Source organism: Amycolatopsis nivea (assembly GCF_004522235.1).
Lineage (GTDB): Bacteria > Actinomycetota > Actinomycetes > Mycobacteriales > Pseudonocardiaceae > Amycolatopsis > Amycolatopsis nivea.
Window position 1 is genome coordinate 110,197 of sequence record NZ_SDLT01000005.1, and the last position, 13,561, is coordinate 123,757.

General features: G+C 68.6%; 13 protein-coding genes. 10 read left to right on the forward strand and 3 right to left on the reverse strand.

Going from position 1 to position 13,561, the window contains the following annotated elements:
• Positions 1-100: 100 nt before the first annotated feature.
• From EIZ44_RS07855 to EIZ44_RS07870, 4 genes are all read left to right on the forward strand, one after another.
• A complete protein-coding gene (locus EIZ44_RS07855) occupies positions 101-1,354 on the forward strand; it encodes a beta-ketoacyl-[acyl-carrier-protein] synthase family protein (protein ID WP_037817211.1) in 1,254 nt (417 codons plus the stop codon).
• Positions 1,351-2,556 carry a ketosynthase chain-length factor gene (locus EIZ44_RS07860; RefSeq protein WP_134728117.1) on the forward strand — a complete coding sequence of 402 codons (1,206 nt, stop codon included), beginning with the start codon at positions 1,351-1,353 and terminating at the stop codon, positions 2,554-2,556. Before EIZ44_RS07855 ends, EIZ44_RS07860 begins: the two co-directional genes overlap by 4 nt.
• 100 nt (positions 2,557-2,656) lie before the next feature.
• On the forward strand, positions 2,657-2,914 hold the full coding sequence (locus EIZ44_RS07865; protein WP_037817205.1) for an acyl carrier protein: 258 nt from the start codon (positions 2,657-2,659) through the stop codon (positions 2,912-2,914).
• Between the two features lie 35 nt (positions 2,915-2,949).
• Positions 2,950-4,479 carry an MFS transporter gene (locus tag EIZ44_RS07870; protein ID WP_167754032.1) on the forward strand — a complete coding sequence of 510 codons (1,530 nt, stop codon included), beginning with the start codon at positions 2,950-2,952 and terminating at the stop codon, positions 4,477-4,479.
• Between the two features lie 21 nt (positions 4,480-4,500).
• On the opposite strand, the gene EIZ44_RS07875 is transcribed toward EIZ44_RS07870, so the two are convergent.
• Positions 4,501-5,523 carry a methyltransferase gene (locus tag EIZ44_RS07875; RefSeq protein ID WP_051729290.1) on the reverse strand — a complete coding sequence of 341 codons (1,023 nt, stop codon included), beginning with the start codon at positions 5,521-5,523 and terminating at the stop codon, positions 4,501-4,503.
• A 167-nt stretch (positions 5,524-5,690) separates the two neighbouring features.
• Between EIZ44_RS07875 and EIZ44_RS07880 the strand changes: the two genes are divergently transcribed.
• Positions 5,691-6,449 (forward strand): SDR family NAD(P)-dependent oxidoreductase, encoded by a 759-nt coding sequence (locus EIZ44_RS07880; RefSeq protein WP_167754034.1) that lies wholly within the window; start codon positions 5,691-5,693, stop codon positions 6,447-6,449.
• 483 nt (positions 6,450-6,932) lie between these two features.
• Here the strand turns inward: EIZ44_RS07880 and EIZ44_RS07885 are convergent, their stop codons facing one another.
• Both EIZ44_RS07885 and EIZ44_RS07890 read right to left on the reverse strand, forming a co-directional pair.
• On the reverse strand, positions 6,933-7,355 hold the full coding sequence (locus EIZ44_RS07885; protein ID WP_205673071.1) for a nuclear transport factor 2 family protein: 423 nt from the start codon (positions 7,353-7,355) through the stop codon (positions 6,933-6,935).
• Positions 7,352-7,813: a nuclear transport factor 2 family protein gene (locus tag EIZ44_RS07890; RefSeq protein ID WP_037817196.1), complete on the reverse strand. Its 462-nt coding sequence runs from the start codon at positions 7,811-7,813 to the stop codon at positions 7,352-7,354. The genes EIZ44_RS07885 and EIZ44_RS07890 overlap by 4 nt, the downstream gene beginning before the upstream one ends.
• Positions 7,814-7,972: 159 nt before the next feature.
• Here EIZ44_RS07890 and EIZ44_RS07895 point away from each other — a divergent pair, with 159 nt between their 5' ends.
• The 5 genes from EIZ44_RS07895 to EIZ44_RS07915 are packed head-to-tail and all read left to right on the forward strand — an operon-like array spanning position 7,973 to position 13,555.
• Positions 7,973-9,208 (forward strand): FAD-dependent monooxygenase, encoded by a 1,236-nt coding sequence (locus EIZ44_RS07895; protein WP_134728120.1) that lies wholly within the window; start codon positions 7,973-7,975, stop codon positions 9,206-9,208.
• Positions 9,205-9,990: a 3-oxoacyl-ACP reductase FabG gene (gene fabG / locus EIZ44_RS07900; RefSeq protein WP_043832838.1), complete on the forward strand. Its 786-nt coding sequence runs from the start codon at positions 9,205-9,207 to the stop codon at positions 9,988-9,990. The genes EIZ44_RS07895 and fabG overlap by 4 nt, the downstream gene beginning before the upstream one ends.
• Before the next feature lie 13 nt (positions 9,991-10,003).
• The gene (locus tag EIZ44_RS07905; RefSeq protein WP_037817187.1) at positions 10,004-10,963 is read left to right on the forward strand and encodes an aromatase/cyclase; all 960 of its coding nucleotides are present in this window, start codon (positions 10,004-10,006) and stop codon (positions 10,961-10,963) included.
• Positions 10,956-12,809, forward strand: a complete 1,854-nt coding sequence (locus EIZ44_RS07910; protein ID WP_134728121.1) for an AMP-binding protein — start codon at positions 10,956-10,958, stop codon at positions 12,807-12,809. Before EIZ44_RS07905 ends, EIZ44_RS07910 begins: the two co-directional genes overlap by 8 nt.
• The gene (locus EIZ44_RS07915) at positions 12,806-13,555 is read left to right on the forward strand and encodes an SDR family oxidoreductase (RefSeq protein ID WP_037817185.1); all 750 of its coding nucleotides are present in this window, start codon (positions 12,806-12,808) and stop codon (positions 13,553-13,555) included. The genes EIZ44_RS07910 and EIZ44_RS07915 overlap by 4 nt, the downstream gene beginning before the upstream one ends.
• Positions 13,556-13,561: the final 6 nt, after the last annotated feature.

Sequence of the window (13,561 nt, forward strand, 5' to 3'; positions counted from 1 at the left end):
AGCGCGAAGGGCAGGTGCAGACGGAGTGAGTACGAGTGCGGGGCACCCCGGGGCAGCGGGAGTGCCGGCGCGGCACGGCAGCGGAGGTCCGCGGCGGGCGGTGATCACCGGGATAGGCGTTGTGGCGCCGGGGAAACCGGGACGCGAACCGTTCTGGGACATGGTGTCGGGCGGGCGGACCGCCACCCGGCCGGTGTCGTTCTTCGACGCCTCCCAGTTCCGCTCGCGGATCGCCGCCGAATGCGATTTCGATCCGGAGGCGGCGGGGCTCGGTCCGCAGCAGGTGCGGCGGATGGACCGGGTGGCCCAGTTCGCGGTGGCGTGCACGCGGGAGGCGCTGGCCGACGCGGGGCTCGCACCGTCCGATGTGGACCCGTACCGGACCGGGGTTTCGATCGGCAGCGCGGTCGGAGCCACGATGAGCCTCGAACGCGAGTACGTCGTGGTGAGCGACGGCGGCCGGAAGTGGGAGGTCGACGCGGACTACGCGGTGCCGCATCTGTTCGACCAGTTCGTGCCGAGTTCGATGGCCAAGGAAGTGGCCTGGGAAGCGGGCGCGGAAGGATCGGTGCAGGTCATCTCGACCGGGTGCACGTCCGGATTGGACTCGGTGGGCCACGCGCGGGACCTGATCGCCGAGGGCAGCGCGGACGTCGTCCTCGCGGGCGGTTCGGACGCGCCGATCTCGCCGATCACCGTGGCGTGCTTCGACGCGATCAAGGCAACCTCGCCGCGCAATGACGAGGCGGCGACGGCGTCGCGTCCGTTCGACAACACCCGCAACGGGTTCGTGCTCGGCGAGGGCGCGGCGGTGTTCGTGGTGGAGGAACTGGGCCGGGCGCTCGCCCGCGGGGCTCGGATCTACGGCGAGATCGCCGGGTTCGCGACGCGGTGCAACGCCTACCACATGACCGGTTTGCGGGCGGACGGCGTCGAAATGACCGAGGCGATCCGGCAGGCGATGGGCCAGGCGCGGGTGACGCCGGAAGCGATCGGCTACGTCAACGCGCACGGTTCGGGCACGAAGCAGAACGACCGGCACGAGACGCAGGCGTTCAAGAATTCGCTGGGAGAACACGCTTATCGCGTCCCGGTGAGCTCGATCAAGTCGATGGTCGGGCATTCGCTCGGCGCGATCGGCTCGATCGAAATCGCCGCCAGCCTGCTCGCCATGCGCGACGGGCTGCTGCCGCCGACGGCCAACCTCAACGAACCCGACCCGGAGCTCGACTTGGACTACATTCCTTTGGTGGCAAGAGAAGCCGCGGTGGACACGGTGCTGACGGTCGGCAGCGGGTTCGGCGGGTTCCAGAGCGCGATGGTGCTCACCAGCAACGTCGGCGGTCCGGCATGAACGCGGTGATCACCGGGCTCGGCGTGCTCGCGCCGACCGGAAGCGGGGTCAAGCAGTTCTGGGAAGCCACCCTCGAAGGGGCCAGCGGAATCGGCCCGGTGACCCGGTTCGACGCTTCGAGTTATCCCAGCTCGCTCGCCGGCGAGGTCGCCGGGTTCAGCGCGAAGGGCATCCTGCCCAGCCGGTTGCTGCCGCAGACCGACCATTCCACGCGGATGTCGCTCGTGGGCGCGGAATGGGCGCTGGCCGACGCCGGCGTCGACCCGGAGGCGCACGACGGGTTCGACCTCGCGGTGATCACCGCCAGTTCGGCGGGCGGCTACGAGTTCGGGCAGCGCGAACTGCAGAACATGTGGAGCAAGGGCGGCAAGTACGTCAGCGCGTACCAGTCGTTCGCGTGGTTCTACGCGGTCAACACCGGGCAGATCTCCATCCGGCACGGCATGCGCGGGCCGGGTGCGGTGGTGGTGTCCGAACAAGCCGGCGGGCTGGACGCGATCGGAAAGGCCCGGCGCGCGGTGCGTTCCGGGACCGCGGTCGCGCTGACCGGCGGCATCGACAGCGCACTGTGCCCGTGGGGCTGGGCGGCGATGCTCACCTCCGGACGGCTCAGCACGAGCAGCGAACCGGCGAAGGCTTATCTGCCGTTCGACCGGTCCGCCGCCGGGTACGTGCCCGGCGAAGGCGGCGCGGTGCTCGTGCTCGAACCGGCGGACTCGGCGCGGGACCGGCAGCCGCCGTACGCCGAGATTGCCGGATACGCGTCCACTTTCGACCCGAAACCGGGCAGCGGCCGTCCGCCGGGACTGCGGCGGGCGATCGAACTCGCCCTGACGGACGCGGGCATTTCCGCCGCCGAAGTTGACGTCGTTTTTGCCGACGCGGCCGGGGATCTCGTGCTCGACCGTGAGGAAGCCGAGGCGATCAGCGCGGTGTTCGGCGAACGCGGTGTCCCGGTCACCGCGCCAAAAGCCGGGGTCGGCCGGTTGGCCGCGGGCGGCGCCGGGCTGGACGTCGCGTGCGCGGCGCTGGCGATCCGCCACGGCGTGGTTCCGCCGACGCCGAACGTCTCGGATCCGGTGCCGGAGCACGGGATCGACCTGGTCACCGGTGCCGCGCGGGAAACGCCGGTGCGGGCCGCGGTCGTCCTCGCCCGCGGCATCGGCGGCCACAACGCCGCGCTCGTGTTGCGCGGAGTGTGAGGGAAGAGTTTTCAAGATCACCCGAACGGCCGAACCGCAAAGCCTTGTCCAGCAAGAAGAACCCACTGACAGCCGCATTCGCGCGGCAGGAGGAGCGATCATGCGCGAGCTGACCTACGAGGATCTGATGGAGATCATCCGCCGTTGCGCCGGAGAGAGCGACGAAATGGCACAAACCACCGACGCGCGCGACATTCCCTTCGCCGAATTGGGCTATGACTCGCTCGCGCTGATGGAGACCGCGAGTATGCTCCAGCGCGACTACGGAGTCGAGCTGCCGGACGAAACGGTGGTCGACATCGACACGCCGCGCGCTCTGGTCGAACTGGTGAACAGCAGGCTCGGTTCCGCGGTGTAAGGGGAATTCCGCCAAAGCCTTCCGAAGGAGGACAGGTGTCCGAGCCTGCCCTGAACCCGCGCCGCTGGGCGATCCTCGCGGTGCTGCTGACGTCCTTTCTGCTCACCGTGCTGGACGCGACGATCGTGACGATCGCCTTCCGCGCGCTCGCCGATCCGGTCGACGGGCTCGGCGCGTCCGCGGACCAGCTGCAGTGGGTGGTCAACGGGTTCACGCTCGTGTACGCCGGCTTGCTGCTGGCGTGGGGCGTGCTGGGGGACCGGCTCGGGCACCGGAAGGTGCTCCTGATCGGGCTCGTGGTGTTCGGCGTTTCCAGCGTGCTGGCGGCGTTCGCGCACTCGCCCGGCGAACTGGTGCTGTGGCGCGTCGTGATGGGCGCGGGCGGCGCGGCGATCCCGCCGACCACGCTCGCGACCATCTCGCACGTGTTCGGCGACAAGGAACGCCCGCGCGCCATCGGGTACTGGGTGTCCGCCGCGGGCATCGCGGCCGTGGTGGCCCCGGTGCTCGGCGGCTTCCTCATCCAGTTCGCTTGGTGGGGTTCGATTTTCCTGGTGAACGGCCCGATCGTGCTCGCCGCGATCGTGCTGACCGTGCTGATGGTCCCGGAGTCCACTTCGACCGCGCGCAAGCTCGACGTGCCCGGCGTGGTGCTGTCGGTCGCGTGGAGCACCGCGCTCGTCTACGGGATCATCCAGGCGGGCAACCTGGCCACGATCGCCGATCCGCGGGTGTACGTCCCGCTGGTGCTCGGCGTGGTGCTGCTGGTCGTGTTCGTCCTGGTGGAACTGCGGTCCGCGGCTCCGGCGCTGGATCTGCGGCTGGTGTCGGACCGCCGGGTCGCGGGTGCGACCAGCGCGGTGTCGCTCGCGTTCTTCGTGAACTTCGGCGTGCCGTTCTTCCTGATCTTCTACCTGCAGAGCGTGCTCGGCGTGAGCCCGCTGATGACCGGCTTGGCGATTCTGCCGCTGGCGCTGGCCCTGGCCGTGTTCTCGCCGCGCTCGGCGACGCTGTCGGCGAAGTTCGGCACCAAGAACGTGCTGGTCGGCGGCTTGCTGCTGCTGGCTGTCGGCGTGGCGATTTTCGCGCTGCTGGACCAGAACAGTCCGTTGTGGCCGGTGTTCGTCGCCGACTTCCTGGTCGGTCTCGCGATGGCCAACGTGATGCCGCCCGCGACCACCACGATCATGTCGGCGGTCCCGCGCGAGCGTGCCGGGGTCGGTTCGGCGCTGACGAACATGGGCCGCAGCATCGGCGGCGCGATCGGTATCGCGGTGCTGGGTTCGCTGCTGACTGTCGTGTACCGCAACGGGGTTGAGCCCGCGTTGTCGGTGCTGCCGGAGCAGTCTCGCGCCGCCGCCGGTGATTCGATCGAAGCGACGAAGGCCGCCGCGGCGGGCCTAGGCGGCAACCAGGGCACTGACTTGTTCGCCGCGGGCGCGGACGCGTTCTCGGTCGCGATGCGCACGACGGCCCTCGCCGCGGCCGGTGCCGCGGTGCTGGCGGCGATCGTGGTTCTCGTGGTGGTGCCGGCCCGGGAACGACGAGCGGCTGAGGTTTCCTGACGCGTTCCCGGGCCTGAGCTCTCAGCTTCGGCGGGTGGCGGAGATCAGCGAGAACTCCTGCGGCAGCGGAGTGATCGCGTCCAGCGCGAACCCGGCTTCCTCGAGCAGCCGGGTCACTTCCGCGGTGGAACGGATCCCGCCCCCGCCGAAGAGCACGTACATCAGGGTGTCGTGGGACAGCAGCAATGCGTTGTCCACGCCCGGTCCGGACACCCGTTCCACCAGCAGCAACCGAGCCCCCGGAGCCGCTGCCGCCGCGCAGTTCGCCAGGATCCGCGCACAGTCCTCGTCCGGCCAGTTCACCAGCACTCGAGCGAGCAGATAGAGGTCGCCGCCTTCGGGAACGGACTCCAGGAAATTCCCGGACGCCACCTCGCAGCGTTCCGTGAGGCCCGCGTCCGCGATGGCCTTTTTCGCGGCCTCCGCGGACTGTTCGGCGTCGTAGACCGTGCCGTGGAGTTGTTCGTGTGCGGCGAGCAGCCGGAGCGCCAGTTCGCCGCTGCCGCCGCCGACGTCGACGAATCGCTGGTGCGCACCGAAGTCGTAGGCGCCGGGCAGCGCGTCGAACAACGCCGTGTTGCCCGCCATCGCGCGGTCGAAAAGCTTTCCGCGTTCGGGGTTTGCGGAGAGGTACTCGAAGAAGCTAGACTGAAATGCGCCTTCAAACGCATTTTGTCCGGTTCGTACGGCGGAGGCGATGTCGGTCCAGGCACGATGGAATTCGGAGCCCGCGATGAGCGTGTACGGCCGCAGGGAGTCTTCCCGGTCGCTGCGCAGCAGCTCGCCGAGCTCGGTGAGGGAGAACGAGCCGTCGTCCTCGCGGAACACGCCCAGCGCGGTCAGGTACTGCAGGAACCGTTGGGTGGCAACAGGATCAGTGCCCGAGTCGGCCGCCACCTGAGCGGCCGTACGCGGCCCGTCGGCGAGCCGGTCGGGCCAGCCGAGCTCGGCTGCCGTGTAGACGGCGCGGGCTTTCCAGTCGCCGATGATGAGATTCATCAGCTCGAGCTGCGGCGTTTTCGCGCGCGCGGAATCGTCGGACATCCGGGTCGTCTCCTCAGCCGTTTCGGGTAGTCGACCGATGCTCGCTGCCGCCGTTCAAAAGGTTCTCGAAGATCTCTGAAGGCGGTGTCGCGGCAACGGTTTCAGCCGATACATTGGCAGAAACGGCTCGCGGAGAAGCCCGGGAGCCCGAAACCGAGGAGCAGCGGGTGGAAGACCAGGTACGCCGCGTCGCGGTGGTAACCGGCGCGGCACGCGGAATCGGCCGCGGCATCGCGGAACGGCTGGCCGCACGAGGCGACCGGGTGGTGATCAACTACCTGACGTCCAAAGAGGCCGCCGAAGAAGCGGTAGAAGCCATCACCGCGGCCGGCGGCGAAGCAATCGCAGTAGGAGCCGACGTCCGCAACGAGGAGGGCGCGCAAGCACTGGTGACCGCGACGGTCGAAGCCTACGGCCGCGTAGACGCACTGGTCTGCAACGCGAACGTCGGACTGGCTCAGGGCTCGGTCGCGGAAATCCCGTGGGAAACGTTCTCCGCCAAGGTGAACGACGAGCTGGCAGCAGCCTTCCACCCCACCCGCGCGGTGTGGCAACTGATGAAAGACCAGGGCTACGGCCGCATCGTCTACCTGGCCGCAGAAGCGAGCAAGGGCCCAGTAGGCGCGGACGTAGTAGCACACGCAGCGGCAAAGTCGGCCCTGATCTCGTACGCGAAGTTCGCCGCCCGAGAAGGCGCCCCCAACGGCGTAGTGGCGAACGTAGTCTCCCCAGGCCTAACCCGAACCGACGCCGTAGGCGAAGCCCCGCCAGACTGGTTCTCCGCCTTCGAAAAGCGAATCCCAGCAGGCCGCGCAGCGGAACCAGAAGACGTAGCCGCCCTAGTAGCCTTCTTCACCAGCAAGGACGCAGGCTACATCGCAGGCACAGTAGTCTCCGTAAACGGCGGCTCAGACATGACCCGCTAACCCTCCCGAGACTTCCGTGAGGGCCACCCTCATTGACTCTGATTCCCTCAGGGTTCCCCTCACGACCGTCGGCGGGCAGTGAGGGGCTCCTTCACGGACTTGGATTCCCTCAAGGAGCCCTTCACGGACCGCCCGCTCGCCCCTGCGCTCGCCGGGATGCGCCCCAATGTGGCATTGGGTGCGTCCCACGCACCGAACGCCACATTGGGTGCGTCGCATGCACCCAATGCCACATTGGGGCGCTTGCCTGCCACCCGCACCAAGCACGATCAGCCAAGCCAAGACACCACTAACCAAACCGCACCAACCCACACAACAGCCGGGGGCACCCACACCCCCCCGCACCCCGATACGAAGCCAAAAACACGCGCGGAGAGGCTTGTCAAGGTACTCTTTCCAGCCTTGACAAGCCTCTCCGCGCGTAGTCACACTCGGGCTTCGGGGTGCCCCAACGCAACTCTCTTTTCGGCCGAAGGCCGCCCTCTAACGAATATCATCCCGAGAAACCGAACGATATTTAACGAACCAAGCCCCATCAACCCGCACCAACTGATCCTCACACAACGTACTGCAATGAATCCGAGGCTCCCCACCCTTACGCGTAGCAATAATCAGCGCATAACACCGAGTATGCAGCTCATCCTCGGACGCCCCAGGGGAAACCGTCAACATCCCCAACCAATGCCGCCGCAGCTCATGCACCTCAGCCAGCTGCCGATGCGTAGCCGCCGAAGCCGCCGCGATAGCCGCCCGCCCCTTAACCGGCTCCGGCGCTGCATTAGCCGCGAAAACCCCGTCCTCGGTAAAAGTCTCCGCCCACTCATCAGTACGAGCCTGGTCAAGCAACTGCATCTGCCACGCGTAGTACTGCTGAATCTCCTGATACAACTCGCCCGACACAGTCACGCCTGCTCCTCCGCTCGAGAATCCTGAATATCGTCATGAGTCACCACACGCCGGGCGACCTGCCACCCGTCAGCCCCGCGAACCAACGTGTCCCGGCAAAACGTCGAACGCCACAACCGGGCCTCGCCCCCGGCGGGAATCTCGGCGACCATCGCGTACAACTGCGTCCGCACCTGATCCGCACTGTCCTCGGTCACCACCAGCATCCCAGTCCAATGCCGATGCTGAACCCCTCGCGAAACAACGTCGGCGGCTAGCTTCCGGGCCACCTTCAAAATCAACTCCCGTCCGGTAGCCGGCGCGGGATTCGCGTTGTTCGCGATCGTGGCGTCCGCGGTGAACGTTTCCGCCCACGGTTCCACGTCGCCGTCGTCCATCAGCTGCATCTGCTTGGCGTAAAAGGCCTGCACCTGGTGGTACAGCTCCATTCCCACCCGCGGGTGCGCGGTTGTCGCCACCGTTTCCTCCTCGTCGGCCGCGTGTCGTCCGACAGTCGCGCGGCCGGCTCAAAGTCCCCTCGTGGACCACTCGCGGGGGACGGCCGACTGTGCGTCGAGCCGTTTTGGACCGGCCCGCTGGAGGGTGGCCCGAGGCGGTGCGACAGCGGGAGGGATCGAGTGCGCGAGATCGAAGCGGACGTGTGCGTGTCCGGCGGCGGACCTGCGGGTCTGGTGCTGGCGCTGCTGCTCGCCCGGTCGGGAGTGGACGTCGTCGTCGCGGAGCGCAGCGCGTCGCTGGACCGCGAGTACCGCGGCGAGATCATCCAGCCCGGTGCGCTGCGGACGCTTGACCAGCTCGGAGTCCTCGACGGCATCGGCGGTTACCCGATGCGCAATTTCCAGCTGGTGCAAGGGGAACGCACGCTGCTGGACATCGACTACACGACGCTTCCCGCGCCGTACGACCATTTGCTCAGCCTGCCGCAGCGGCTCCTGCTGGAGCGGCTGCTCGACGAATGCAAGGCGACGCCGGGCTTCCGTCTGCTCAGCGGCTGCTCGACCCGGGCGTTGCTGGAGGAGAACGGCGCGGTGACCGGGATCCGCTGCGGTTCCGGCGACGGTGAGGCAGAGGTACGCGCTCGCTGGGTGGTCGCCGCGGACGGCCGGTATTCGAAGACTCGTTCGCTCGCCGGGATCGGCTACGACAAGTTCGAGAAGTTCGAGCACGACGTCGTGTGGTTCAAACTGGTCGCCCCGGGACGGCGCACCAGCGCGGTCCGCATCCACCGCACCGCCGCCGATCCGGTGCTGGTGCACGATTCCTACCCGGACCGCGTCCAGATCGGCTGGACGCTGGCGAAGGGCAGCTACAAAACGGTGGCCGCCAAGGGCATCGAGCACATCCGGGAGCAGCTGGTCGCCGCGGTCCCGCAGCACGCGGACCTGATCCGCGAGCAAGTGACCGCGCTGTCCGAACTGTCGCCGCTGGACGTGTTTTCCGGCCGTGCGCGGGAATGGGTCCGGCCGGGACTCGTGCTCATCGGGGACGCGGCGCACACGCACAGCCCGATCGGCGCGCAAGGCATCAACCTGGCCATCGCGGACGCCGTCGCGCTGCACCCCGAACTCGTCGCCGCCGTGGCCGCGAAAGACAACCGGCCCGCCGCGCTCGCCGGCTTCGAGGCCGAGCGACGCGCGGCGGTGGACACCGTCTTCACGCTCCAGTCGAGGCAGAACAAGGGAATGCTGTCCTCCGGCCGGATCGTCGACGCCGTGCGGCCGGTGCTCGCGAAGCTGCTGCCGCACACCCCGATCTTCCGCAAGATCCTCAATCTCGTCGCGTTCGGAGCTCGCCCGCGCGACGTGCGCGCGGACCTGTTCCGCGCGCCGAGCAACCCAGGAGGGACACGATGACCGAACAGAGCCGGGGCGTAGCGCTGGTCACCGGCGGCACCAGCGGGATCGGGCTCGCGGTGACCCGATCGCTGGCGCAGCAGGGCTACCAGGTGTACTTCTGCGCCCGCACCCAGGGATCCGTCGACGACACGGTGCGCGACCTGCGTGCCGAGGGACTGGACGTGGACGGCAGCACCTGCGACGTCCGGGAGAAGGACGACATCCAGGCGCTGGTCGCGGCCGCGGTCGACCGGTACGGCCCGATCGACGTCCTGGTCAACAACGCGGGCCGCAGCGGCGGCGGGCAGACCGCGGAGATCCCGGACGAGCTGTGGTTCGACGTGATCAACACGAACCTCAACAGCGTGTTCCTGATGACCCGCGAGGTGCTCACCAAGGGCGGCATGCTGGCCAAGGACAAGGGCCGGGTCATCAACATCGCGTCCACCGCCGGCAAACAGGGCGTGGTGCTCGGCGCGCCGTATTCGGCGTCCAAGCACGGCGTCGTCGGCTTCACCAAGGCGCTCGGGTTCGAACTGGGCAAGACCGGCGTCACGGTCAACGCGGTGTGCCCCGGTTACGTGGAAACCCCGATGGCACAGGCGATCCGCGGCCGGTACGCGGCGGCGTGGAACACCACCGAGGAAGCCGTGCTGGAGAAGTTCACCGCGAAGATCCCGCTCGGCCGGTACTCCACTCCGGAGGAGGTGGCGGGCCTCGTCGGCTACCTCGTCACCGACACCGCGGCGTCCATGACCGGGCAGGCGATCAACGTCTGCGGCGGGCTTGGCAACTACTGAGAGGACCGAGCACGTGGCTGCACCACTGCGGATCTACGAGACCGAACACAAGATCGACGTCGCCGCGCCCGCCTCGGCCGTGTACGCGTTGCTCGCCGACGTGACCCGCTGGCCGGTCTACTTCGGGCCGACGGTCCACGCGCGCCAGCTCGAACGCGACGGCACCACCGAGCGAATCCGGTTGTGGGCCACCGCGAACGATGAGCCCAAAACCTGGACCTCGCGGCGCGACCTCGACGAGGACGGCCTGCGCATCGACTTCCGCCAGGAGGTTTCGCAGCATCCGGTCGCGTCGATGACCGGGGCGTGGAACATCCAGCCCGGCGGACCGGACTCGTGCACCGTCGTCCTGGAGCACGCGTTCAGCGCGGTGCGGGACCTGCCGGAGAACGTCGAGTGGGTGAGCAAGGCGGTCGACCGCAACAGCGAGCACGAGCTGGAGAACCTCCGCGGCATCGCGGAAGGCCTCGCCGAGACCGAAGAACTCACCACGGTGTTCGCGGACAGCGTCGACATCGACGCGGACGCGGCGGCGGTCTACGAGTTCCTCTACCGGTCGGACCTGTGGCCGGAGCGGCTGCCGCACGTCCAGCGGCTCGACCTGACCGAGGAAACCCCGGGTCTGCAGGTCATGGAGATGGACACCAAGACCGCGACCGGCGCCGTGCACACCACGAAGTCGGTGCGCGTGTGCTTCGACGACGAGCACGCCATCGCGTACAAGCAGCAGGTGCTGCCCGCGCTGATGACTGTCCACAACGGACTGTGGACGATCGTGCCGCAGCCTGGCGGCGGGGTGCGGGCGACGTCCGAGCACACCGTGGTGATCAAGCGTGACGCGGTGGAGAAGATCCTCGGCGAAGGCAAGACGGTCGAGGACGCCAAGGCGTTCGTGCGCAATGCGTTGGGCACCAACAGCACCGCGACGCTGAACCTCGCCAAGGCCTGGGCGGAGGAACGCGCCGATGGCTGACGGTGTCCTCCCGGTCGCGTCGCTGCTCGACACGCCGCTGCTGCCGGACGCGCTGGGCATCCTCGCGGAGAACAGCCCGAACCAGATCGCGGTCCGGCTCGGCGAGACAGCCCTGACGTTCGCTGAACTCGACCGGGCCGCGTCCGGGTTCGCTGCCGCGCTGGCGGAGCGGATCGGGTCGGCCGGTTCGGTCGTCGCGATGTCCTCGGTGCTGCACCCGGAGTTCGCGATCGCCTACTACGGCACCTTGCGCAGCGGAAACGTCGTGCTGCCGTTGAGCCCGCTGCTGCGGGAAGGCGACCTCGGCCGGGTGCTGACCGAGTCTTCCGCCGCGGCCGCGGTGCTGAACGATTCGATGACCGCAGCGGTCGCTCGTGCTTCCGCTACGCCGGAACACCTGCTGTGCTTCGGGAATCCGGATCGCGCTAATTCGGTCGCCGCGCTGGCGGCTGGTCCGATCGGCGCTTTGACGGAACTGGAGCCGGACGCAGTCGCCTGCATTCACTTCACGAGCGGCACCACCGGGCAGTCGAAGGGCGTGCGGCTCACGCACCGCAACATCGCGGTCAACGCGGTGCAGGTCGCCGAGGCGCACGGGGTGACCGGAACGTCGGTGACGTTCAACCACCTGCCCAGCTATCACCCGATGCACCTGAACTCCGCGCTGATCGCCGGAGCCACCCAGGTGCTCTGCCTGGTGCCGGATCCGGTGGCCACGATCGCGCTCGCGGCAGGGGTGACGCACTACTACTCGATGCCGTTCCGCCTGGCCCGGCTCGCGACCGACCCGCGACTGGCGGACCTGAAGCTGCCCGGCTGCGAGGTCATCCTGTCCGGTGGTTCGGCGTTGTCCCCGGTGCACGCGGAAACCCTCCGGGAGCAGTTCGGCATCCCGGTCGTGCAGGGTTACGGCCTCGCCGAAACCGCACCGCTGGTCCTCTCCGACGGTCCGGCGGCACCGCGTCCGGGTTCGGTCGGCCAGGTCGTGCGCGACACCGAGGTGCGCGTTGTCGACTTGACGACTCGGGAGCCGCTGCCGGCCGGCGAGCGCGGTGAAGTCGAGGTGCGCGGCCCGCAGGTGATGCGCGGCTACCTCGGCCGCCCGGACGGCGACGGCATCGGCGCGAACCGCTGGCTGCCGACCGGCGACGTCGGCTGCCTGGACGAGGACGGGTACCTGTTCCTGGTCGACCGCATCAAGGACGTCTTCAAACGCGACAACTGGCTGATCTCGCCCACCGAAATCGAGGCCGAGCTGCTGCGCCACCCCGGCGTGGCGGACTGCGCGGTGGTCGACCAGCCTGACGAGTTCGCCGGCGCGGTGGCGGCCGCGCTGATCGTCCCGGCCGGCGACGAGTGGGTGCCGCGCGCGGGCGAGATCGCCGCGGAGTTCAACGCCGCCCAGCCGTATTACAAGCACCTCGAGCACGTCGAGCTGACCAGGGCGATCCCGCGTTCGCCCAACGGCAAGCTCGTCCGCCGCGAGCTGCGCGAGGCGCTGTCCTCCGTGCGCGGCAGCCAGAATCCCGGAACCGCACTGCTAGGAGCCGATACCGTGGTCACGTTCATCAGCAAGTTCACCGTCAAGGGCGAGCCGGAAGAGTTCGAGAAGGTCTTCACCGAGCACGCGCAGTACATGGCCGAGCAGCCCGGCTTCGTCGCCTACCAGATGGTGCGGTCGCTGCGCGATCCCAAGGTGTATCTGAACATCGGCCAGTGGGTCGACGCGAACGCGCACAAGGCCGTCGTGACCAGCCCGGAATTCCAGGCGCACGTGAAGAAGTTCGTCGAGCTGGTCGACGTCGAGGCGGACCTGTACTCGACGGTCTCCGAGGCGTCGGCGTGAGCGATCTCGGTCTGGCCGGCCGCAGCGTCCTGGTGGTCGGCGCCACCAAGGGGCTGGGGCTGGCCATCGCCCGCAAGTTCTGCGCGAGCGGCGCGCATGTGCTGCTCGACTACGCACACGACGACGAAGCCGCCAAAGCCGCCCTCGCGAGCCTCGAAGGGCTGCCCGGTTCGGCTTCCCTGATCCGCGCCGATCCGTCCACTGAGGACGGTGCGGCACAGCTCGCCGCAGCTGTCTCGGCGGCTGGTCGCGGGCTGGATGTCCTGGTGCACAACGCCGCGTCGTGGCATCCGATGCCCGCTGCCGGAGCGTCGGTTGCCGACCTGCACACCGATGTCGCCACCGCACTGGATCCGCTGCTGCGCTTGGTGCCCGCGCTTCTCGAACACCTTGCGCCTGGCGGTCGAGTGCTCGCGGTCTCCAGCTCCGGTGCGCAGCGGGTCATCCCGCGTTACGTCGCGCTGGGCGTCGCGAAGGCCGCGCTCGAATCGCTGGTGCGCTACCTGGCGGTCGAGCTGGCTCCGCGCGGCATCACGGTCAACGCAGTGACGACCGCGAAGCTGGACAAGGGCGACGAGACCACCCAGCCCGAGATGGTGCAGGTGCTGGCGGCCCGTACGCCCGCCGGCCGGCTGAGCACGCCCGCCGACGTCGCCGATGTCGTCGCGCTGCTGAGCGCACCGGAAGCGAGCTGGATCCACGGCCAGGTGATCACCGCCGACGGCGGGCTCAGCCTGCGGTCTTGACCTAAG